This is a genomic window from Streptomyces sp. NPDC043870, assembly GCF_056435785.1.
Map to the genome: position 1 here is coordinate 376,891 of NZ_JBWKDT010000005.1, position 21,119 is coordinate 398,009.

General features: G+C 70.7%; 17 protein-coding genes. 12 read left to right on the forward strand and 5 right to left on the reverse strand.

The features are described from left to right. Positions 1-65 precede the first annotated feature (65 nt). A complete protein-coding gene (locus AC0699_RS09875; RefSeq protein ID WP_478657880.1) occupies positions 66-1,112 on the forward strand; it encodes a cation diffusion facilitator family transporter in 1,047 nt (348 codons plus the stop codon). A gap of 251 nt (positions 1,113-1,363) precedes the next feature. Here the strand turns inward: AC0699_RS09875 and AC0699_RS09880 are convergent, their stop codons facing one another. The 4 genes from AC0699_RS09880 to AC0699_RS09895 all read right to left on the reverse strand — a co-directional run bounded on the left by AC0699_RS09880 (position 1,364) and on the right by AC0699_RS09895 (position 5,013). Next, a complete protein-coding gene (locus tag AC0699_RS09880) occupies positions 1,364-2,440 on the reverse strand; it encodes a sensor histidine kinase (RefSeq protein ID WP_478657882.1) in 1,077 nt (358 codons plus the stop codon). After that, positions 2,437-3,114 (reverse strand): response regulator, encoded by a 678-nt coding sequence (locus AC0699_RS09885; protein ID WP_478657884.1) that lies wholly within the window; start codon positions 3,112-3,114, stop codon positions 2,437-2,439. Before AC0699_RS09885 ends, AC0699_RS09880 begins: the two co-directional genes overlap by 4 nt. 423 nt (positions 3,115-3,537) lie before the next feature. Further along, on the reverse strand, positions 3,538-4,326 hold the full coding sequence (locus AC0699_RS09890) for a phosphatase (protein WP_478657886.1): 789 nt from the start codon (positions 4,324-4,326) through the stop codon (positions 3,538-3,540). Positions 4,327-4,419: 93 nt separating this feature from the next. Continuing rightward, positions 4,420-5,013, reverse strand: a complete 594-nt coding sequence (locus tag AC0699_RS09895) for an SACE_7040 family transcriptional regulator (protein ID WP_478657888.1) — start codon at positions 5,011-5,013, stop codon at positions 4,420-4,422. Between the two features lie 86 nt (positions 5,014-5,099). On the opposite strand from AC0699_RS09895, the gene AC0699_RS09900 reads away from it, so the two are divergent. The 10 genes from AC0699_RS09900 to AC0699_RS09945 all read left to right on the forward strand — a co-directional run bounded on the left by AC0699_RS09900 (position 5,100) and on the right by AC0699_RS09945 (position 18,235). Then, a complete protein-coding gene (locus AC0699_RS09900; RefSeq protein WP_478657890.1) occupies positions 5,100-6,716 on the forward strand; it encodes a carboxyl transferase domain-containing protein in 1,617 nt (538 codons plus the stop codon). 7 nt (positions 6,717-6,723) lie between these two features. Continuing rightward, a complete protein-coding gene (locus AC0699_RS09905; RefSeq protein ID WP_478657892.1) occupies positions 6,724-8,817 on the forward strand; it encodes an acetyl/propionyl/methylcrotonyl-CoA carboxylase subunit alpha in 2,094 nt (697 codons plus the stop codon). Continuing rightward, on the forward strand, positions 8,810-9,763 hold the full coding sequence (locus AC0699_RS09910; RefSeq protein ID WP_478657894.1) for a hydroxymethylglutaryl-CoA lyase: 954 nt from the start codon (positions 8,810-8,812) through the stop codon (positions 9,761-9,763). The genes AC0699_RS09905 and AC0699_RS09910 overlap by 8 nt, the downstream gene beginning before the upstream one ends. Before the next feature lie 2 nt (positions 9,764-9,765). Continuing rightward, the gene (locus AC0699_RS09915; RefSeq protein WP_478657896.1) at positions 9,766-10,932 is read left to right on the forward strand and encodes an acyl-CoA dehydrogenase family protein; all 1,167 of its coding nucleotides are present in this window, start codon (positions 9,766-9,768) and stop codon (positions 10,930-10,932) included. Positions 10,933-11,090: 158 nt separating this feature from the next. After that, positions 11,091-12,131: an ABC transporter substrate-binding protein gene (locus AC0699_RS09920; RefSeq protein WP_478657899.1), complete on the forward strand. Its 1,041-nt coding sequence runs from the start codon at positions 11,091-11,093 to the stop codon at positions 12,129-12,131. A gap of 2 nt (positions 12,132-12,133) precedes the next feature. Further along, complete coding sequence (locus AC0699_RS09925) at positions 12,134-12,982, forward strand: siderophore-interacting protein (RefSeq protein WP_478657901.1); 849 nt, start codon at positions 12,134-12,136, stop codon at positions 12,980-12,982. A 211-nt stretch (positions 12,983-13,193) separates the two neighbouring features. Continuing rightward, on the forward strand, positions 13,194-14,636 hold the full coding sequence (locus tag AC0699_RS09930; RefSeq protein WP_478657904.1) for a pyridoxal phosphate-dependent decarboxylase family protein: 1,443 nt from the start codon (positions 13,194-13,196) through the stop codon (positions 14,634-14,636). After that, positions 14,620-15,900: a lysine N(6)-hydroxylase/L-ornithine N(5)-oxygenase family protein gene (locus AC0699_RS09935; protein WP_478657907.1), complete on the forward strand. Its 1,281-nt coding sequence runs from the start codon at positions 14,620-14,622 to the stop codon at positions 15,898-15,900. The genes AC0699_RS09930 and AC0699_RS09935 overlap by 17 nt, the downstream gene beginning before the upstream one ends. Next, on the forward strand, positions 15,897-16,460 hold the full coding sequence (locus AC0699_RS09940; RefSeq protein ID WP_478657910.1) for a GNAT family N-acetyltransferase: 564 nt from the start codon (positions 15,897-15,899) through the stop codon (positions 16,458-16,460). The genes AC0699_RS09935 and AC0699_RS09940 overlap by 4 nt, the downstream gene beginning before the upstream one ends. After that, entirely contained in the window at positions 16,457-18,235 is a 1,779-nt protein-coding gene (locus tag AC0699_RS09945) for an IucA/IucC family protein (RefSeq protein WP_478657913.1), read from the forward strand. Before AC0699_RS09940 ends, AC0699_RS09945 begins: the two co-directional genes overlap by 4 nt. Before the next feature lie 100 nt (positions 18,236-18,335). Here the strand turns inward: AC0699_RS09945 and AC0699_RS09950 are convergent, their stop codons facing one another. Continuing rightward, positions 18,336-19,937 (reverse strand): beta-N-acetylhexosaminidase, encoded by a 1,602-nt coding sequence (locus tag AC0699_RS09950; protein WP_478657915.1) that lies wholly within the window; start codon positions 19,935-19,937, stop codon positions 18,336-18,338. A 285-nt stretch (positions 19,938-20,222) separates the two neighbouring features. Between AC0699_RS09950 and AC0699_RS09955 the strand changes: the two genes are divergently transcribed. Further along, positions 20,223-21,077 (forward strand): DUF4429 domain-containing protein, encoded by an 855-nt coding sequence (locus tag AC0699_RS09955; RefSeq protein WP_478657918.1) that lies wholly within the window; start codon positions 20,223-20,225, stop codon positions 21,075-21,077. Positions 21,078-21,119 lie beyond the last annotated feature (42 nt).

Genomic DNA, 21,119 nt, shown 5'->3' on the forward strand with positions numbered 1-21,119 from the left:
CGGGCCCGCGTCCGGGGACATGGCGTCCCGCGCGACCAGGCCGTGACGGACATACGCTCCCAGACATGGCGAGCGAACAGATCACCGGAGACGCGGCGGACGCCCCCGTTCCGCCCCCGGAACGGATCGATCCCGGTGAGGCTCCCGAGAGCGCCTTCACCGTCATCGTGGCGGGGCTGGCCAACCTCGCCGCCGCCCTGGCGAAGGCCGTCGCCGGAGTCGTCAGCGGCTCCAGCGCGATGCTCGCCGAGGCCGCACATTCGGTAGCCGACACCGTCACCGAGGTTCTGCTGCTCACCGCCCTCAGACGGAGCGCGCGGCCGGCCGACGACGAACATCCGCTGGGCTACGGGCCCGAGCGGTACGTCTGGGCGATGCTCGCCGCCATCGCCACCTTCGTCGGCGGCGCCGTCTTCGCCGTCTACGACGGCATCCACACGCTCACGCAGGGCGAGGAGCCGGGCGACCCGCTCGTCTCGTACATCGTGCTCGCCGTCGCCGCCGTCATGGAGGGCTACTCGCTGCGGACCGGCGTCCGCCAGATCCGCGGCGAGGCCGCCCGCTTCGGCACACCCGCGCGCCGCTATCTGCGCTACACCCCGGACACCGCGGTGAAGGCCGTCGTCATGGAGGACTCCGCCGGAATCAGCGGCCTGCTGCTCGCCGCGGGCGGCCTGGCCGGCGCGCAGCTCACCGGCTCCGGCGTGTGGGACGGCATCGCCTCGATCCTCATCGGCCTGCTGCTGGTGTACGTGGCGTGGGTGCTGGGCCGGAGCAACGCACAGCTGCTGATCGGGCGGCCCCTGCCGCCGCGGATGCGGGAATCGGTGCGCGAGGAGCTGCTCACCGTGCCGCACATCATCGAAGTGCTGGAGCTGACCACACTCATCCAGGGCCCGGCCGAGATCCTGATCGCCGCGAAGGTGAACTTCCGGGACGTCGCGTCGGCCGAGCAGGTGGAGTGGGCCTGCGAGGACGCCGAGGAGCAGTTGCGCCAGCGCTTCCCGGCGATCCGCAGGGTGTACCTGGATGCGACACCAGGGGTGCATCAGGTGCGGCCTGCGGCGGCGGGCGGGCCCGGCGGGCCGTCCGAGGGGTCGCCCCCCGGGTGAACACAGCCGGCCCGCGGCGGGGGCCCGGCGGGCCGTCCGAGGATCCTCCCCCGGGTGAACACAACCGGCCCGCGGCGGCGGGCGGGCCCGGCGGGCCGTCCGAGGGGTCGCCCCCCGGATGAACGCAGCCGGCCGACGGCGGTGGGCCCGGCGGGCCGTCCGAGGGCCCTCCCCCGGGTGAACACAACCGGCCCGCGGCGGCGGGTGGGTCCCCCGGCGTCGGACAAGACCCGCCGATGGGTGCGCAGTGATCACCACGAGGCGGGCGCCGACAACGGCAGCACCGCCTCGAGGGCGAAGCCGCCGTCCGGCGCCGGGGCGGTGGTGAGGGTGCCGCCGAGGGCCGCCGTGCGGGCCCTCAGGCCCGGCAGGCCCTGGCCGCCCCCGGGCTCGGGGCGCGGACCGGGCACGGACCGTGGCCCGTTGCGGACGGAGATGTGCAGGGAGTCGGGTGTGTAGCGCACCGCGACATCGGCCCGGGCGCCCGGCGCGTGCCGGCGCACGTTCGTCAGTGCCTCCTGGACGATGCGGTACGCGGTGTGCTGGATCTCCGGCGGGCAGCCCGCGAGGTCCACTCGGGCGAGGTCCGCGCTCACACCGTCGCCCGCGGCCACGACAAGCTCGGGGAGCTGCGCCAGGCCCGGTGTCTCGTGGCGGATCGCCTGGCGCAGGTCGGCCGCCGCGTGTCTGCTCAGCTCGCCCAGCGCCTCGGCCTCCTGGCGGTAGCCGGGGGACTCCGCCGCGGCGGCGAGTGCGGTGCACCGGAGGCTGATCAGGCTCAGGTGGTGGGCTGCGGTGTCGTGGACGTCGCGGGCCAGCCGCTCCCTTTCCCGCAGCGCCGCCTGCTCGGCGGCGTAACGGCGCTCGCGTTCCCGTGACAGAGCCAGTTCGGCGAGGCGGCCGGCGAGTTCGCGGCGGGCGCGGCCGAGCAGGCCCAGCGCGGCGGGCGCGACCGCGAGCAGCCCGGCCAGCAGGACGCCGAGGGTGGTGTCAGGGAGTGTCCAGACGTACCCGTCGAGGTCCCGCCACGGGACGAACGCGACCGCCGCGACGGCCGCCGCCCCGGCGATCACCTCGCCGCGACGACGTTCGGAGGCGGCGAGTGCGTGCAGCGCGCACATCGCGGGCAGCCACAGCACGCCGGTGGCGAGGGTGGGCAGCGCGAGGACGAGAACCGTCCGCGGCCAGCGCCTGCGCAGGACGAGGACGACCGCGACGGCGAGCGCGCCGACGAACATCCAGTCCGCCAGCCATTGCCGGGTCGCAAGTGCCTCGACGACGGCGACGACGACCACCAGCGCTTCGACTGCCCATCGGCGGGCGGTCATCCCGAACCCTGCCCGGCAGCGGACCGGTGGACCACCGTGGCGAGGCCCACCCGGCTGGTGACGGCGAGCTTCCGCTTGAGCGCCCCGATGTGGGTCTTGACCGTGGTCACGCCCATGCCGAGGTGGGCGGCGATGTCGGTGTTGGGCAGCCCGGCCGCGATCAGTACAAGGACCTCGCGCTCACGGTCGGTGAGCCCGGCCAGCCTGTCGGACGGGTCGGGTGCGGATATCGGGGCCGAGCCGGCACAACGGGCAAGGACGTCCGCGCTGCCTGGCGGTGTGCAGATGACGCCACCTGCGGCGAGCAGCCGCACGGCGTCCACGAACAGCCGCGGTTCGGTGCTCTTGAGCAGAAACCCGGACGCGCCGCTCCGCACCGCGCGCTCGACGTGGTCGGCCCTGTCGAGGGCGGTGAGCATGGCCACGACGGGCGGTCGGGGAAGTGCGCGCAGGCGGCGCAGCACGTCCAGGCCGCCGACGGCCGGCATGTCGATGTCCAGCAGCACCACGTCGGGGGCGTGTCGCCGGACCATGTCGACGGCTTGGGGGCCGTCGCAGGTCCCTTCGACGGTGATGGCGTCGGCGGCGTCGAGGATGCGCTGCAGTGCGGCGCGTACGAGCTCCTCGTCGTCGACGACGAGCACACGCACCGGCGGCCTCAAGTCGTAGAGCAAAGGTCGTCCTGTGGTGTGAGCAAAGTGGTGCCGGGGGCTGCGAGCCTGGATGCAGATCCTAGGACGCCACAGCGCCCAACGGGATCCCCGGGACCCGACCAAACTCCCGGGACCTCGCTGCACGGGCCGCTGGGCGCGCTCGCGAAGTATGCGGTGCCACCGGCCGAGGAGGAACCGTCGCACGCCGATGAGTCGGCCTGGGACGCGGCCCGGACCGCCGCCCGGGCGAGGCATTGCCTGCGCCCGGGCGGAGTGGCCCGTCGGAACCGTGCAGATCGATCAGGATCGTCGCCTTCGCCGGCGGCGTTGCCGTCGCCGTTCCCGGCGGAGGGACGGCGGGTCCGACCGACGTACGGACCGCCGTCAGGAGCGAGCCTGCCTGTTCGGCAGGGCTGAGCTCCTCCGAGTGACGTCCCCCATGGGTCACTCGGAGGAGCTGAGTCCCGCTGCGTCCAGCAAGTACGCCGTCAGCGGATCGTAGAAACGCGGGTCCGTGACATGGTCGTCCAGCGGGACCGTCACCTGAAGGGTGCCCTCCGCCTCGGCGATGAACAGCGCCGGGTCGTTGCAGTCGGCGTAGCCCACGGCGTCGATCCCGCGCTGCCCGGCGCAGCCCGCCCAGCCGTGGTCGGCGACCACGAGATCCGGCTGGGGCCGCCCCGTGCCCGCCAGCGCGTCCAGAATCGCTGCCATCGGTTCCGGCGAATGGGTGTGCCACAGCGTCGCGCCGCGCTCCAGCATGGCGACATCGGCGAACTGGAAGACCATGCCCTCGTCCGCGGTGAGCCCGGAGGGGATCCGGACGATCTCGCAGCCCGCGGATCTGAGCGCGTCCGCGGTCTGCCGGTGCACATCGAGCAGCCCGCCCGGGTGACCGGTCGCGAACAGCACCGACTGCTGCGCGGCGGCCGCCTCCTTCAGCCGCGCCGCCATCCGGTCCAGGGCGTCGACGGTCAGCTCGGGGTCGATGGTGTCCTGTCCGAACCGGTACTGCGGATCGTCGTTGACGCCGCAGCGCTCGGCCATGACGGCCAGCACGTCCTGCTCGTCGGTCCAGCGGTCGCCGAGCTCCAGGCCCAGCCAGTAGTGGCGGTCTCCGTTGGCGAGCTTGCGGTAGTGGGAGAGGTTGTTGTCGCGGGGTGTGGCGACATCTCCGGCGATACGTGTGCGGACGAGGTGGTCGACGAGGGCGGCACGGTTCGGTATCGGCATGCGCCCATTGTGCCGTCAGGTGTGCGGAGCGTGCCGGGCGTCCCAAAGCCCGGACGCCGCTGCCGACCGCCGCCCCGCCCCGGGGCGCCGGCTTCACCCGGACAGCGACGCGAACGCCCCGTGGGCCAGCTTGCGCAGCAGCGCCTCCATCGAGGCGCGGCCCGGCAGGCCGTTCCCGTACGAGCCGAGGTGCGGAGTGGAGTTGAGCAGGCCGAACACCGCGTGCACGGCCGCCCGCACCTGGCCCTCGGGGACCTCGGGGTGCAGCGTGCGGACGACGTCCACCCACAGTTCGACGTACTGCCGCTGGAGCTGTCGCACCAGCTTGCGGTCGCTGTCGCGCAGCCGGTCCAGCTCCCGGTCGTGGAGCGTGATCAGCGGGCGGTCGTCGAGGGCGAAGTCGATGTGCCCGTCGATCAGCGAGGTCAGAACCTGCTCCGGGACGCCGTCGGCCTCGGCGACGCGGCGCCTGCCGCCGTCCAGCAGTCGGCCGGAGATGCCGACCAGCAGCTCGGCGAGCATCGCGTCCTTGCCCGCGAAGTGGCGGTACAGCCCGGGGCCGCTGATTCCGACAGCGGCGCCTATCTCGTCCACGCCGACCCCGTGGAAGCCGCGCTCGGCGAAGAGGCGGGCGGCTTCCTTGAGGATCTGCTCGCGACGGGTCAGGGAGTCGGTCCGGGTGCTCATGGCATTGATTCTAGACAAGGCAGTTAGCGCTCGTTAACCTGAAGGAAATGGGTTAACGCTCATTAACACGAAGGGAGCCCTGCCGGATGCAGCAGGCACCTGTGCTGGCGAGCGCGGCAGACCCCGCCTCCGCCGCTTGGCAGGCCAATGAAGCGGCACACCGCGCCCTGGCCGACACGTTGCGCGCGAAGCTCGGCGCGGCCCGGCTGGGCGGCGGCGAGAAGGCCCGCGCCCGGCACACCGCGCGCGGGAAGCTGCTGCCGCGCGAGCGGGTGGACACCCTCCTGGACCCGGGCTCGCCCTTCCTGGAGCTGGCGCCGCTCGCCGCCGAGGGGATGTACGGCGGGCAGGCCCCGGCCGCCGGGGTGATCGCCGGCATCGGCCGGGTCAGCGGCCGCGAGGTCGTGATCGTCGCCAACGACGCCACGGTCAAGGGCGGCACGTATTACCCGATGACGGTGAAGAAGCACCTCCGCGCCCAGGAAGTCGCGCTGGAGAACAGACTGCCCTGCGTCTATCTGGTCGACTCCGGCGGCGCCTTCCTGCCGATGCAGGACGAGGTCTTCCCGGACCGCGACCACTTCGGCCGGATCTTCTACAACCAGGCGCGGCTCTCCGGCGCCCGCATCCCGCAGATCGCGGCGGTGCTCGGCTCCTGCACGGCCGGCGGGGCGTACGTCCCGGCGATGAGCGACGAGGCCGTGATCGTGCGGAACCAGGGGACGATCTTCCTGGGCGGCCCGCCCCTGGTGAAGGCCGCGACCGGCGAGGTGGTCACGGCCGAGGAGCTCGGCGGCGGCGAGGTCCACTCCCGGGTCTCCGGCGTCACCGACCACCTGGCCGAGGACGACGCCCACGCGCTGCGCATCGTCCGCAACATCGTCGCGACACTGCCGGAGCGCGCGCCGCTCCCCTGGTCGGTGGAGCCCGCCGAGGAGCCGAAGGTCGATCCGTACGGGCTGTACGGGGCGGTGCCGGTGGATTCGCGTACGCCCTACGACGTGCGGGAGGTCATCGCCCGCATCACGGACGGTTCACGGTTCGCCGAGTTCAAGTCGGAGTTCGGGCAGACGCTCGTCACCGGCTTCGCCCGGATCCACGGCCATCCGGTCGGGATCGTCGCCAACAACGGCATCCTGTTCTCCGAATCCGCCCAGAAGGGCGCGCACTTCATCGAGCTGTGCGACCAGCGCGGCATCCCGCTGCTGTTCCTGCAGAACATCTCGGGCTTCATGGTCGGCAAGGACTACGAGGCGGGCGGCATCGCCAAGCACGGCGCCAAGATGGTCACGGCCGTGGCGTGCACGCGCGTGCCGAAGCTGACGGTCGTCGTCGGCGGTTCGTACGGCGCGGGCAACTACTCGATGTGCGGCCGGGCCTACTCACCGCGCTTCCTGTGGATGTGGCCCAACGCCAAGATCTCGGTCATGGGCGGCGAGCAGGCCGCCTCGGTGCTCGCGACCGTCAAGCGCGACCAGATCGAGGGCCGCGGCGAGGAGTGGCCGGCCGACGAGGAAGAGGCCTTCAAGGCCCCGATCCGCGCCCAGTACGAGCAGCAGGGCAGCGCGTACTACGCGACGGCCCGGCTGTGGGACGACGGAGTGATCGACCCGCTGGAGACGCGGCAGGTGCTGGGTCTGGCCCTGACCGCGTGTGCCAATGCCCCGCTGGGTGAGCCCGGCTTCGGCGTCTTCCGGATGTGAGGGACTGATGTTTGACACTGTTCTGGTCGCCAACCGCGGCGAGATCGCGGTCCGCGTCATCCGCACGCTCCGGGCCATGGGGATCCGCTCGGTCGCCGTCTTCAGTGACGCGGACGCCGACGCCCGGCACGTCCGGGAGGCGGACACGGCGGTGCGGCTGGGCCCGCCGCCTGCCGCCGAGAGCTATCTGTCCGTCGAGCGCCTGCTGGACGCGGCAAGGCGCAGCGGGGCGCAGGCGGTCCACCCCGGCTACGGCTTCCTCGCGGAGAACACCCGGTTCGCGCAGGAGTGCGCGGACGCGGGCCTGGTCTTCATCGGGCCGCCGGCCGAGGCGATCTCCCTGATGGGCGACAAGATCCGCGCGAAGGAGACCGTGCGGCTGGCCGGCGTTCCGGTGGTCCCGGGTTCTTCGGGATCCGGCCTGACGGATGATCAACTGGCCGAAGCCGCCCGCGAGATCGGCATGCCGGTGCTGCTGAAGCCCTCCGCCGGCGGCGGCGGCAAGGGCATGCGGCTCACCCGTGTGGAGTCGGCCCTGCTGGACGAGATCGCGGCGGCCAGGCGCGAGGCGCGGGCGTCGTTCGGCGACGACACGCTGCTCGTGGAGCGCTGGATCGACCGCCCGCGGCACATCGAGATCCAGGTCCTCGCGGACGGGCACGGCAATGTGGTGCACCTCGGCGAGCGCGAGTGCTCGCTGCAGCGCCGCCACCAGAAGATCATCGAAGAGGCTCCGTCCGTCCTGCTCGACGAGAAGACCCGGGCGGCGATGGGCGAGGCGGCGGTACAGGCGGCCCGCTCCTGCGGCTACCGGGGCGCGGGCACGGTGGAGTTCATCGTCCCGGGCGGCGACCCTTCCGCGTACTACTTCATGGAGATGAACACGCGCCTCCAGGTCGAGCACCCGGTCACCGAGCTGATCACGGGCCTGGACCTGGTGGAGTGGCAGCTCCGCGTCGCGGCGGGTGAGCGGCTGCCGTTCACACAGGACGACATCGCGCTCACCGGCCACGCCATCGAGGCCCGTATCTGCGCCGAAGACCCCTCCCGCGGTTTCCTGCCCTCCGGCGGCACGGTTCTCGCCCTCCACGAACCCCAGGGCGACGGCATCCGCACGGACTCGGGCCTCAGCCAGGGCACTGAGGTCTCCAGCCTGTACGACCCGATGCTGTCGAAGGTCATCGCGTACGGTCCCGACCGCGCGACCGCCCTGCGCAAGCTGCGCGCGGCTCTCGCGGACACGGTCACCCTGGGCGTCCCGACGAACGCGGGCTTCCTGCGCCGTCTGCTGGCCCACCCGGCGGTCGTGTCCGGCGACCTGGACACGGGGCTCGTGGAGCGCGAGGTGGACGGGCTGGTCCCGGACGGGGTCCCGAACGAGGTCTACGAGGCGGCAGCGCTGCTGCGGCAGCCGTCCCCGTCCGCGGGCCCGGGCGGCTGGGTCGACCCGTTCTCGGTTCCGAGCGGCTGGCGGCTCGGCGGCGAACCGGCCCCGACGGTGCACCATTTCCGGGTGCCCGGCCACGACCCGGTCGCCGTCCGCGTTCGCGGTACGGCCCAGCAGGCCGAGAGCGCCGTGGGCGACGCGCCTTTCAAGTCCGTCGGGGGCGCCTCCTGGGGGCACCCCCAGGCGCAAGCTCTGGGGGAAAAGCTCGGAGGGAATTCGAGGACCGGCACACGGGCTGCGCTCACGGAAGAGGGCACCACCGTCACTGTCGAACTCGACGGCGTCACGCACACCTTCACCTACGCCACCACCCGCGGAGGGACCTGGCTCGGCCGGGACGGAGACTCCTGGCACGTCCAGGACCACGACCCCGTGACCGAAAGCCTGCGCGGCGCCTCGCGGCAGGGCGCGGACACGCTCGCCGCACCCATGCCCGGGACCGTCACCGTCGTCAAGGTGGCCGTCGGGGACGAGGTCGATGCCGGCCAGAGCCTGCTCGTCGTCGAGGCGATGAAGATGGAGCACGTCATCTCCGCCCCGCACGCCGGCACCGTCACCGAGCTGGACGTCATCCCGGGGACGACCGTCGCCATGGACCAGGTCCTGGCCGTCGTCACCCCGCACGCGGAGAGCCAGGAGGCGAGCGATGACTGACGGACTGCCGATGGAGGTGCCCGTCGCGGACCTTCCGCCGCGGGTGCGGATCCATGAAGTGGGGCCCCGGGACGGGCTGCAGAACGAGAAGGACGTCATCCCCACGGACGTGAAGGCGGAGTTCATCCACCGCCTCGCCGACGCCGGGCTGACGACCATCGAGGCGACCAGCTTCGTCCACCCCAAGTGGGTGCCCCAACTGGCCGACGCCGAGGACCTGTTCCCCCGGGTCTCCGGCATCCAGGGCGTCGCGCTGCCCGTCCTGGTGCCGAACGAGCGGGGGCTCGACCGGGCCATCGCCCTCGGCGCGCGCCGTATCGCCGTCTTCGGCTCGGCGACCGAGACCTTCGCCGCCCGCAATCTCAACCGCACGATCGGCGAGTCGCTCGCCATGTTCGAGCCGGTCGTCGCCCGCGCCAGGGCGGACAAGATCCATGTCCGCGGCTATCTCTCGATGTGCTTCGGCGATCCTTGGGAGGGCAAGGTCCCCGTCCACCAGGTCGTCCGCGTCGCGAAGCAGCTGATGGACCTGGGCTGTGACGAGCTCAGCCTCGGCGACACGATCGGCGTCGCCACCCCCGGCCATGTCCTCGCCCTGCTCGCCCAGCTGAACGAGGAGGGGGTGCCCACCAGCGCCATCGGGGTGCACTTCCACGACACCTACGGCCAGGCGCTGGCCAACACCTTCGCGGCGCTGGAGCACGGTGTCACGACCGTCGACTCCTCGGCCGGCGGCCTCGGCGGCTGCCCGTACGCGAAGAGCGCCACCGGAAATCTCGCCACCGAAGACCTCGTGTGGATGCTCCACGGCCTCGGTATCGAGACCGGAGTCGATCTCGACCGGCTCATCGCCACCAGCGTATGGCTGGCCGAGCGGCTGGGCCGTCCCAGCCCTTCCCGCACCGTTCGTGCCCTCGCGGGCACGGCCTCCCACAAGGAGTCCTAGTCATGTCGCTCGACCACCGCCTCGCCCCCGAGCACGAGGAACTCCGCCGCACCGTGGAGGAGTTCGCCCACGACGTCGTCGCCCCGAAGATCGGCGACTTCTACGAGCGGCACGAGTTCCCTTACGAGATCGTCCGCGAGATGGGCCGGATGGGCCTGTTCGGGCTGCCCTTCCCCGAGGAGTACGGCGGGATGGGCGGCGACTATCTCGCACTCGGCATCGCCCTGGAGGAGCTGGCCCGCGTCGACTCGTCCGTCGCGATCACCCTGGAGGCCGGGGTCTCGCTCGGCGCCATGCCCGTCTACCGCTTCGGCACGGAGGAGCAGAAGCGCGAGTGGCTGCCCCGGATGTGTTCCGGTGAGATCCTCGGCGCCTTCGGCCTGACCGAGCCGGACGCCGGTTCGGACGCGGGCGGCACGAAGACCACCGCCGTGCGCGACGAGGCGACGGGCGAGTGGGTGATCAACGGCTCCAAGTGCTTCATCACCAACTCCGGTACGGACATCACCGGTCTGGTCACGGTCACCGCGGTCACCGGCCGCACGCCCGAGGGCAAGCCGCTCATCTCCTCGATCATCGTCCCGTCCGGCACTCCCGGCTTCACGGTCGCCGCGCCCTACTCCAAGGTGGGGTGGAACGCGTCGGACACGCGTGAGCTGTCCTTCTCCGACGTCCGTGTCCCGCTGGCGAATCTGGTCGGCGAGGAGGGCCGCGGGTACGCGCAGTTCCTGCGCATCCTCGACGAGGGCAGGATCGCCATCGCCGCGCTCGCGACGGGCCTCGCCCAGGGCTGTGTGGACGAGTCCGTGAAGTACGCGAAGGAGCGGCACGCCTTCGGCCGCCCGATCGCCGACAACCAGGCCATCCAGTTCAAGATCGCGGACATGGAGATGCGGGCGCACATGGCCCGTATCGGCTGGCGCGACGCGGCGTCCCGCCTCGTCCACGGCGAGCCGTTCAAGAAGGAGGCGGCGCTGGCGAAGCTGTACTCCTCGACGGTCGCCGTCGACAACGCGCGCGAGGCCACCCAGATCCACGGCGGCTACGGCTTCATGAACGAGTACCCGGTCGCCAGGATGTGGCGGGACTCCAAGATCCTGGAGATCGGCGAGGGCACGAGCGAGGTCCAGCGCATGCTGATCGCCCGGGAGTTGGGCCTGTCCGCGTAGTGCACGCCGGCGCCGCGGTGTCCGCCGTGGCCGCACTGCCGGGCACGGTGATCAGTGTCACGTGGGGGCGGCCTCCGAACAAGATCTGAGGTTAGGCTAACCTACCTTCGACTTGCTCAGAGGCCGCCCCCACCGGCACGCACCGAAAGCGAACCCTCATGTCCAATGCCCGCGCTTCCCACCTCACCCGCCGTGGTCTGCTCGCCGCGGGCGGCGCCCTCGGCCTCGGCGCCGCACTCACCGCCTGCGGATCCGACAAGAAGAGCGACTCGGCCTCCGACGCGAAGAAGTCCGGCCCCTGGGAGTTCAAGGACGACCGCGGCCAGACGGCCAAGACGAAGTCCGCCCCGAAGAACATCGTCGCGTTCACCGGCATGGCGGCCGCGCTCCACGACTTCGGCATCGAGGTGCAGGGCGTCTTCGGCCCGACCTACGTCGAGGACAAGGCGAAGGGCACGAAGACCCCGGACGTCCAGGCGGGCGACCTCGACATCAACAAGGTCAAGGTTCTCGGCAACGTCTGGGGCGAGTTCAACGTCGAGCAGTACGCGGCGCTCGCGCCCGACGTGCTGATCACCGACATGTGGGAGAAGAACGCCCTCTGGTACGTGCCGGACCAGTCCAAGGACAAGATCCTCAAGCTGGCCCCGAGCGTCGCCCTGTGGGCCGCCGACTACTCGATGCCCAAGGTGCTCCAGCGCCACGTCGACCTGGCCGAGTCCCTCGGTGCCGACGTCAAGGCCAAGAAGGTCACCGACGCGAAGGCCGCCTTCGAGAAGGCCGCCGCCCGGCTGCGCGCCGCCGCGAAGGCCAAGCCGGAGATCAAGGTGCTCATCGGCTCCGCGAGCGCCGACCTGTTCTATGTCTCCACGCCGGTCCGGCCGACCGACACGCTCTACTTCAAGGAGCTCGGCGTCAACCTGGTGACGCCCACCAAGCTCGACGCCGGCGGCTGGTTCGAGGGCCTCAGCTGGGAGAACGTCGACAAGTACAAGGCCGACATCATCATGATGGACAACCGCGCCTCGGCCATTCAGCCCGACGCCCTGAAGTCCAAGCCGACGTGGGCGCAGCTGCCCGCCGTCAAGGCCGGCCAGGTCATCCCGCGCGTCACCGAGCCGATCTACTCGTACGAGAAGTGCACGCCGATCCTCGAGGACCTGGCGAAGGCCATCGAGAACGCGAAGAAGGTCGCCTGACCATGACGACCGCCGTAGCCGCCCCGTTCCGTTTCTTCCCCCTGCAGGTCGTACGGACGCGGCGGCTCGGTCCGTCGCTGGTGCGTGTCACCTTCGGTGGAGAAGCCCTCGCGGACTTCGCGTCCGGAGGCCGCGACCAGTCCCTCTCGCTCTTCCTGCCGCACCCCGGCCAGGACGCCCCGGTCGTCCCGCTGTCGGACGACGGGGACATGTACGCCACGCTCGGCGCCTGGCGGGCGCTGCCCGATGAGCTACGGGCCGTGATGCGCTCGTACACGGTGCGGGAACAGCGCCGCGAGGCCGGTGAACACGGCGAGATCGACATCGACTTCGCCGTCCACCCGGACGGCGGTCCCGCCTGCCGCTGGGCGCAGAAAGCTTCCGCCGGTGACCGTGTGACGGTCCTCGGCCCCGCGGTGGCGGACAACACGGCCGTACGCTTCCGGCTGCCCGACGACGCCGACTCGGTGCTGATCTGGGCCGACGAGACGGCACTGCCGGCCGCTTCGGCGATTCTGGAGTCGCTGCCCGCCGGTATCCGCGCGCAGGCCTGGCTCGAAGTCCCGCACGCCGGGGACCGGCTGGAGCCGGCCACCGCCGCCGACGCCCGCGTCACCTGGCTGGTGCGGGACGAGGGTGCCCCCTCCGCCGTCGAGGCCGTGCGCGCCGCCGAGTTCGCCGGTTCGGCTCCGTACGCCTGGATCGCTGGCGAGTCCGGCTCGGTCAAGGCGCTGCGGCGCCATCTGGTGAATGAGCGTGAACTCGACCGCCGCCGCGTCACGTTCGTCGGCTACTGGCGCAAGGGCCTCAGCGAGGACGCCCTGCGCGAGGCCCCTGACGACGACGCGTGACCCTCGCGTGGCCGCATGGCCACACAGCCGCAGAGGCCTGTGGCGACGGCGCGCCGCCACGCGTCGAAAGTGTGACCCAACTCCTGTGTCCCGTAGGGCGCGAGGGGTCGGCATGGCTGAAAACTTAGGTTAGGCTAACCTTAGTTAAATGTCGTCCCCTCGCCCCTCTCCCCGGGGGGCGACACGTCCCCGTACCGGGAGGACCCCCACCATGCGCTCGCACCTGCTCAATGACACAACGGCGGAGCGATACCGGCGCTCCGTGACCGAAGGAGTCGAGCGGGTGGCGAACAAACTCGCCACGACCCGGCAGCCGTTCACCGGAGTGACCCCCGACGAACTCGCTCCCACGATCGCCGCCGTCGATCTCGACCAGCCCCTCGGTGACGCCTCCGCCGCACTCGACGAGCTGGAGCAGGTCTACCTGCGCGACGCGGTCTACTTCCACCACCCCCGCTACCTGGGCCACCTCAACTGCCCGGTCGTCATCCCCGCCGTCGTGGGCGAGGCGGTCCTTTCCGCGGTCAACTCCTCCCTGGACACCTGGGACCAGAGCGCGGGCGGCACGCTCATCGAGCGCCGCCTCATCGACTGGACCGCCGGCCGGATCGGCCTCGGTCCCGCCGCCGACGGCGTGTTCACCAGCGGTGGTACGCAGTCCAACCTGCAGGCGATGCTGCTGGCCCGCGAAGAGGCCAAGACGGACGACCTGTCGAAACTGCGCATCTTCTCCTCCGAGTGCAGCCACTTCAGCGTCCAGAAGTCCGCGACGCTGCTCGGCCTCGGCCGCGACGCCGTCGTCTCCGTCCCGGTCGACCGGGAGCGGCGCATGCAGACGGTCGCCCTCGCCGCCGAACTGGAGAAGTGCAGGCGGGACGGACTGATCCCGATGGCGGTCGTCGCCACCGCCGGCACCACCGACTTCGGCTCCATCGACCCGCTCCCCGAGATCGCCGACCTGTGCACGCTGTACGGCGCCTGGATGCATGTGGACGCCGCCTACGGCTGCGGACTGCTCGCATCGCCCACCCGACGCCACCTCCTGGACGGCATCGAGCGCGCCGACTCGGTCACCGTCGACTACCACAAGTCCTTCTTCCAGCCGGTGAGTTCGTCGGCCGTACTCGTCCGGGACGGGGCGACGCTGCGCCACGCCACGTACCACGCGGACTACCTCAACCCGCGTCGCACGGTCCAGGAGAGGATCCCCAACCAGGTCGACAAGTCCCTCCAGACCACCCGCCGCTTCGATGCCCTCAAGCTGTGGATGACCCTGCGGGTCATGGGCGCCGACGGCGTCGGTCAGCTCTTCGACGAGGTCTGCGACCTCGCCGAAGAGGGCTGGCAGCTGCTGGCCGGCGACCCGCGCTACGACGTCGTCGTCGAGCCCCGGCTGTCCACGCTGGTCTTCCGCTACATCCCGGAGCACGTGACCTCCCCGGCCGAGATCGACCGCGCCAACCTGCACGCCCGCAAGGCCCTGTTCGCCTCCGGCGAGGCCGTGGTCGCCGGGACCAAGGTCGACGGCCGCCAGTACCTGAAATTCACCCTGCTGAACCCCGAGACGACCGTGCAGGACATCGCCGCCGTCCTCGATCTGATAGCCGGCCACGCCGAGCAGTACCTTGGAGAGAACCTTGTCCACGCCTCCTGAGCACCGTGACATCCACGATTTCATCGGTATCGGACTCGGCCCGTTCAACCTCGGCCTCGCCTGCCTGACCGAGCCCATCGACGAACTGAACGGCGTCTTCCTGGAGTCCAAGCCGGACTTCGAATGGCACTCGGGGATGTTCCTCGACGGCGCCCACCTCCAGACACCGTTCATGTCGGACCTGGTCACCCTCGCCGACCCCACCTCCCCCTACTCCTTCCTGAACTATCTGAAGGAGAAGGGCCGGCTCTACTCGTTCTACATCCGCGAGAACTTCTATCCGCTGCGGACCGAGTACAACGACTACTGCCGCTGGGCCGCCGCCAAACTGAGCAGCATCCGCTTCAACACGACGGTGACGAAGGTCGCGTACGACGCCGGAAGCGAGCTGTACTCCGTCCACACCACCGACGGCACGACCTACCGCGGCCGCCGGCTCGTCCTGGGCACCGGCACCCCGCCGTACGTCCCGGACGCCTGCCAGGGCCTCGACGGCGACTTCGTCCACAACTCGCGCTACCTCCAGTCCAAGGAGGAGCTGCAGCGGAAGAAGTCCATCACCCTGGTCGGCAGCGGGCAGAGCGCCGCGGAGATCTACTACGACCTGCTCGCCGAAATCGACGTCCACGGCTACCGGCTCAACTGGGTCACCCGCTCCCCGCGGTTCTTCCCGCTGGAGTACACCAAGCTGACCCTGGAGATGACCTCCCCGGAGTACGTCGACTACTTCCACGCGCTGCCGGAGGCCACCCGCTACCGGCTGGAGTCGCAGCAGAAGAACCTCTTCAAGGGCATCGACGGAGACCTCATCAACGAGATCTTCGATCTGCTCTACCAGAAGAACCTCGGCGGCCCGGTCCCGACCCGGCTGCTCACCAACACCGCGCTCCACACCGCCTCGTACCAGAACGGCACGTACACCCTGGGGCTGCGCCAGGAGGAGCAGGAGAAGGACTTCGAGATCGAGACCGAGGGCCTGATCCTGGCCACCGGCTACAAGTACGTCACCCCCGAGTTCCTGGAGCCCGTGCGCGACCGTATCCGCTGGGACGGTCAGGGCCGCTTCGACGTCGCCCGCAACTACGCCGTCGACATCACCGGGCGCGGCATCTTCCTGCAGAACGCCGGGGTGCACACGCACTCCATCACCTCGCCCGACCTGGGCATGGGCCCGTACCGCAACGCGTACATCATCGGTGAGCTGCTCGGCAGCGAGTACTACCCCGTAGAGAAGACCATCGCGTTCCAGGAGTTCGCCGTATGAGCACCACCGCCTCCGCCCTCGGGACGTTCACCGTCCGTCCCCTCGACCCGATCGCGGACGCCGAGCTTCTGCACGGCTGGGTCACCCACCCCAAAGCCGCCTTCTGGATGATGCAGAACGCCAGACTCCACGACGTCGAGCGCGAGTACATGGCGATCGCGGCCGCCGAGCACCACGACGCGTTCATCGGCCTCCACGACGGCGAGCCCGCCTTCCTCATGGAGCGGTACGACCCGGCGTACGTCGAGCTGGTCGGCCTGTACGAGGCGCAGCCGGGCGATGTCGGCATGCACTTCCTGGTCGCCCCGACCGACACTCCCGTCCATGGCTTCACGCGTGCCGTGATCACCGCGGTGATGCGGGAACTGTTCGCGGACCCGGCGACCGAGCGCGTCGTCGTCGAGCCGGACGTGGCGAACAAGGCCGTCCACGCGCTCAACGAGGCGGTCGGCTTCGTACCCGAGCGCGAGATACAGAAGCCCGAGAAGAAGGCCCTGCTGAGCTTCTGCACGCGTGAGCAGTTCGAGGCGGCCGTGGGTGCCGTGGGGGTGGCCCGGTGAGCGCCCCGATCGACAGCGTCTCCCACCTCACCCCCGAGCTGTGGGCCGAGGCCAACCGGCAGCTGATCCGCAAGGGCCTCGCCGAGTTCTCCCACGAGCGGCTGCTCACGCCTCGCGCGCTCGGAGACGACCGCTACGCGGTACTGAGCGACGACGGCAGGACCGAGTACCGCTTCACGGCCGGCCGGCTGGCCCTCGACCACTGGCAGGTCGACGCGGACTCCGTCTCCCGCCACCGCGACGGGGCCCGGATCCCGCTGGACGCCCTGGAGTTCTTCACCGAACTCCGCGGTGCACTGGGCCTGTCCGACGACATCCTTCCGGTCTATCTGGAGGAGATCTCCTCCACCCTGTCCGGTACGGCCTACAAGCTCACCAAGCCCGAGGTGTCCGCCGCCACGCTGGCCGGCGCCGGGTTCCAGGCGATCGAGACGGGGATGACCGAGGGGCACCCCTGCTTCGTCGCCAACAACGGACGGCTGGGCTTCGGCGTGCACGAGTACCACCGGTACGCCCCCGAGGCCGCGGCCCCGGTCCGGCTGCTGTGGGTCGCCGCGCACCGCTCCCGCGCGAGTTTCACCTCCTGCACGGACCTCGGCTACGAGAACCTGCTGCGGGCCGAGCTGGGCGAGGAGACACTCGGCCGCTTCGACGCCCGGCTGCGCGGGCTCGGCCTGGACCCGGACGACTATCTGCTGATGCCGGTCCACCCCTGGCAGTGGTGGAACAAACTGTCCGTCACCTTCGCCGCCGAGATCGCCCAGCACCGTCTGGTGCCGCTCGGCGAGGGCGACGACGAGTACCTGGCCCAGCAGTCGATCCGTACCTTCTTCAACACCAGCGACCCGGCCAAGCACTATGTGAAGACGGCGATGTCCGTCATCAACATGGGCTTCATGCGCGGCCTGTCCGCCGCGTACATGGAGGCGACGCCCGCCATCAACGACTGGCTGGCCGCGCTGATCGCGAGCGACGACGTGCTGAAGGCGGCGCGCTTCTCGATCATCCGGGAGCGCGCGGCGGTCGGCTACCGGCACCTCGAGTACGAGGCCGCCACGGACCGCTTCTCCCCGTACCGCAAGATGCTCGCCGCGCTCTGGCGCGAGAGCCCGGTGGCCACGCTGGAAGGCGGTGAGCGGCTGGCCACGATGGCCTCGCTGCTGCACACCGACCGCTCCGGGAAGTCCTTCACGGGCGCGCTGATCACGGAGTCGGGGCTGGCCCCCGAGGTGTGGCTGCGGCGCTACCTGGACGCGTATCTGCTGCCGGTGCTGCACTGCTTCTACGCGTACGACCTCGTGTACATGCCGCACGGCGAGAACGTCATCCTCGTCATCGAGGACGGCGCGGTGAAGCGCGCGATCTTCAAGGACATCGCCGAGGAGATCTGTGTGATGGACCCGGACGCGGTCCTGCCGCCGACCGTGGAGCGGGTCCGTGCCGAGGTCCCCGAGGACATGAAGCTGCTGTCGGTCTTCACCGATGTCTTCGACTGCTTCTTCCGCTTCCTCAGCGCCACGCTCGTGACGGAAGGCGTACTGGACGAGGACGCGTTCTGGCGGACGGTCGCCGAATGCGTCACCGCGTACCAGGAGTCGATGCCGCATCTGGCCGACAAGTTCGCCCAGTACGACATGTTCGCCGAGGAGTTCGCGCTGTCCTGCCTCAACCGGCTGCAGCTGCGCAACAACAAGCAGATGGTGGATCTCGCGGACCCGTCGGGCGCGCTCCAGCTGGTGGGTGACCTGGAGAACCCGATCGCGCGGTTCAGGTAGGCCCCCGGGCCACAGACGGGCGGGCGCCCTCCGAGTACGCGGCAGTCGACAGCGGCTGCGCCGCGGGTCGGAGGGCGCCCGCTTCCTTGTCCGCGCACGGCTACGCGGCAGGCCAGGGCACCTGCGGCGAGCGGTAGTAGTCGATGCCCAGCGCCGACATCCGCGGCCCCTGCGCCGCGAGCCGCACCTTGTACGCGTCCCAGTCGTGCGTGGACGCCGGGGACCAGCCGAGCTCCGCGACACCGGGCAGCCTCGGGAAGGCCATGTACTCGATGTGGTCGCTGGTGGAGATGGTCTCCGACCAGAGCGGCGCCTCGACTCCGGCGACGGCCGAGGCGGGCGCGCCGGGCAGATACGCGCCCGGGTCCCAGTCGTAGGAGCGCTGCACCTCGACGTAGCCGGCCCAGGCGAGGCCCAGCGGGGTGTCCTTGGTGTACTTCATGTCCAGGTAGATGCGGTCGGCGGGCGACAGGATCAGCTTGGTGCCGTTCTGCGCGGCCTTGGCGACCTGCGCCTTCTCGGCGGCACTGGTGCCGTCCAGGCCCCAGTACTGGGCGACGGCACCCTCGGCCGGAGTCGCGCCGGTCAGCTGGTGCCAGCCGACGACCGTCTTGCCGTACTTGGCGACGACCGCCTGCGCCTTGTCCATGAACGCCACATAGTCGGCGTGGCTGGTGGAGTGGGCCTCGTCGCCGCCGATGTGGAGGTACGTGCCGGGGGTGAGCGCGGCCAGTTCGCGTACGACGTCGTTCACGAAGTCGTACGTCACGGCCTTGGGCACACACAGCGAGCTGAAGCCGACGTTCGTACCCGTGTAGAGCGGCGGGGCGACACCGTCGCAGTTCAGCTCGGCGTAGGAGGCGAGGGCGGCGTTGGTGTGGCCCGGCATGTCGATCTCCGGGATCACCTCCAGATAGCGGGAGGCGGCGTAGGCCAGGATCTCCTTGTACTGGGCCTTGGTGTAGTACCCGCCGGGACCGCCGCCGACCTGCGTGGAGCCGCCGTACGTCGCGAGCCGCGGCCAGGAGTCGACGGCGATCCGCCAGCCCTGGTCGTCGGAGAGATGCAGATGCAGCTTGTTGATCTTGTAGAGGGCGAGCTGGTCGATGTAGCGCTTGACCTGGTCGACGGTGAAGAAGTGGCGGGAGACGTCGAGCATCGCGCCGCGGTGGCCGAAGCGCGGGGAGTCGGTGATGGTGCCACCGGGGATCTGCCAGGGGCCTGCCTGGCGGGAGTCCTTCTCGACCGAGGCGGGCAGCAGCTGACGGAGCGTCTGGACACCGCGGAAGAGCCCCGCGGGCTTGTGGGCGGTGATGGTGACGCCGCCGCGGCCGGACTCCAGCCGGTAGCCCTCCTCGCCGAGGCCCTGGTCGCGCGCCCCGAGCGCGAGCCGGATGCCGCCGCGTTCGTCGTCGTCCGTGACGGGCAGCGGATAGCCGGTGGAGGGACGCAGCACAGCGGCGAGATACGCGCCGATGCGCCGCGCCTCGCGCGAGTCGTCGTCGACCCCGATCCGGGTCGCGGGGGTGAGGGCGTACGGTGTGCCGGCCGGGCGTACCGACGCGGGCGCGGGCACGACCTCGCCGAGCGGCCGGGGAGCGGCCGGGGCGGCGGCGGGGGCGGCCCCGACGCCGGCGATACCGGCCGCCGCGACGAGCAGCAGCGAGCCGAGGAGACGGGGGAACGTTCTGCGCTGTCTCACAAGCTGGGTCCCTTCCGAGGGGGGTCACAACTGTGGTGCCGAGCAACCGAACGGTCACCATGCGTACCGCGCGCCTCAGACGTGGTCAAGGTGTAGACCACTTCCCGTCGAGGACCGGCCGGCGGAGCCGCCCCTCCACCGCCCCTCCACCGCCCCTCCACCGCCCCGAGGGACAGCGCCGATACCCCGGCAGTCCCAGTCCGGCGATCACCTTCATGCCGGCTGCAACTCGCCTGCGGACAACCCCCGGACCTCCGCGGCAGTCCCGATGCGACAATCACTTTCATGGCGGAAATCATCCAGAAGGACGGGACTTGGACCTTCGACGGGGACACGCTGCGCATCGTGCCAGGCCACGACAAAGGCGTGAGTCTGCTGCGCAGGACCCTCGGTGAAATCGCCGTACCACTCGGCGCGTTGGCCGGGATCTCCTTCGCGCCCGGCAAGAAGTCCGGACGGCTGAAGCTACGGCTGCGCGAGGGCGCCGATCCGCTGCTCCAGATCACCCAGGGCACGCTCGAGGACGGCTCCGACCCGTACCAGCTGACGGTGTCGAACGACCGCGCCGGTGTGGCCGAGTATCTCGTCGACGAGGTGCGCAACGCGCTGCTGCTGGAGCAGATCGAGAAGGGCCCGGCGAGCGCGTATCTGCTCCCCGGTCCCGCCCTGCCGATCACCGTGGGCGCGGGTGACGGCACCGTCACCTTCGACGGCGAGCGGATCCGGCTGGAGTGGAACTGGAAGACGGAGGAGTCCAAGTCCTCCGGCGGAGCCCGCGTCCTGGACCTCGACGATGTCGAGGCGGTGGAGTGGCTGCCCGCGGCCGGCCTGGAGAACGGCTACCTCCGGTTCCGGGTGTCCAAGATCGGCTCGCCGCCCGCCCCGAAGTACGATCCGCACGCCGTGGAGCTGTGGGGCTTCCGCAAGGATCCGCTGATGGCGCTGGTCGCGGCGGCCGTGGCGGCACGGATGCCGCATCCGTACGCCCCGGAGGACGCCGCACCCTCCGCCGCGCCCCCGGCCGACGACCATGATGTGCTGCTGCGGAGACTGCGCGAGCTGGGTGAGCTGCACCAGGCCGGGATACTGACCGACGAGGAGTTCTCCACGGCCAAGCAGGCCGTCCTCAGGCGCATGTAAAGGCAGCCCTCAGCCGCATGCAAGGGCCGTCCTCGGGCGTAT

Coding starts and splice junctions, on each gene's coding strand:
- AC0699_RS09895 (WP_478657888.1), bottom strand. CDS start 5,013: ATGAGCACCCGGACCGACTCCCTGACCCGTCGCGAGCAGATCCTCAAG.
- AC0699_RS09940 (WP_478657910.1), top strand. CDS start 15,897: ATGAGCACCACCGCCTCCGCCCTCGGGACGTTCACCGTCCGTCCCCTC.
- AC0699_RS09905 (WP_478657892.1), top strand. CDS start 6,724: ATGTTTGACACTGTTCTGGTCGCCAACCGCGGCGAGATCGCGGTCCGC.
- AC0699_RS09955 (WP_478657918.1), top strand. CDS start 20,223: ATGGCGGAAATCATCCAGAAGGACGGGACTTGGACCTTCGACGGGGAC.
- AC0699_RS09925 (WP_478657901.1), top strand. CDS start 12,134: ATGACGACCGCCGTAGCCGCCCCGTTCCGTTTCTTCCCCCTGCAGGTC.
- AC0699_RS09875 (WP_478657880.1), top strand. CDS start 66: ATGGCGAGCGAACAGATCACCGGAGACGCGGCGGACGCCCCCGTTCCG.
- AC0699_RS09915 (WP_478657896.1), top strand. CDS start 9,766: ATGTCGCTCGACCACCGCCTCGCCCCCGAGCACGAGGAACTCCGCCGC.
- AC0699_RS09880 (WP_478657882.1), bottom strand. CDS start 2,440: ATGACCGCCCGCCGATGGGCAGTCGAAGCGCTGGTGGTCGTCGTCGCC.
- AC0699_RS09930 (WP_478657904.1), top strand. CDS start 13,194: ATGCGCTCGCACCTGCTCAATGACACAACGGCGGAGCGATACCGGCGC.
- AC0699_RS09890 (WP_478657886.1), bottom strand. CDS start 4,326: ATGCCGATACCGAACCGTGCCGCCCTCGTCGACCACCTCGTCCGCACA.
- AC0699_RS09920 (WP_478657899.1), top strand. CDS start 11,091: ATGTCCAATGCCCGCGCTTCCCACCTCACCCGCCGTGGTCTGCTCGCC.
- AC0699_RS09910 (WP_478657894.1), top strand. CDS start 8,810: ATGACTGACGGACTGCCGATGGAGGTGCCCGTCGCGGACCTTCCGCCG.
- AC0699_RS09900 (WP_478657890.1), top strand. CDS start 5,100: ATGCAGCAGGCACCTGTGCTGGCGAGCGCGGCAGACCCCGCCTCCGCC.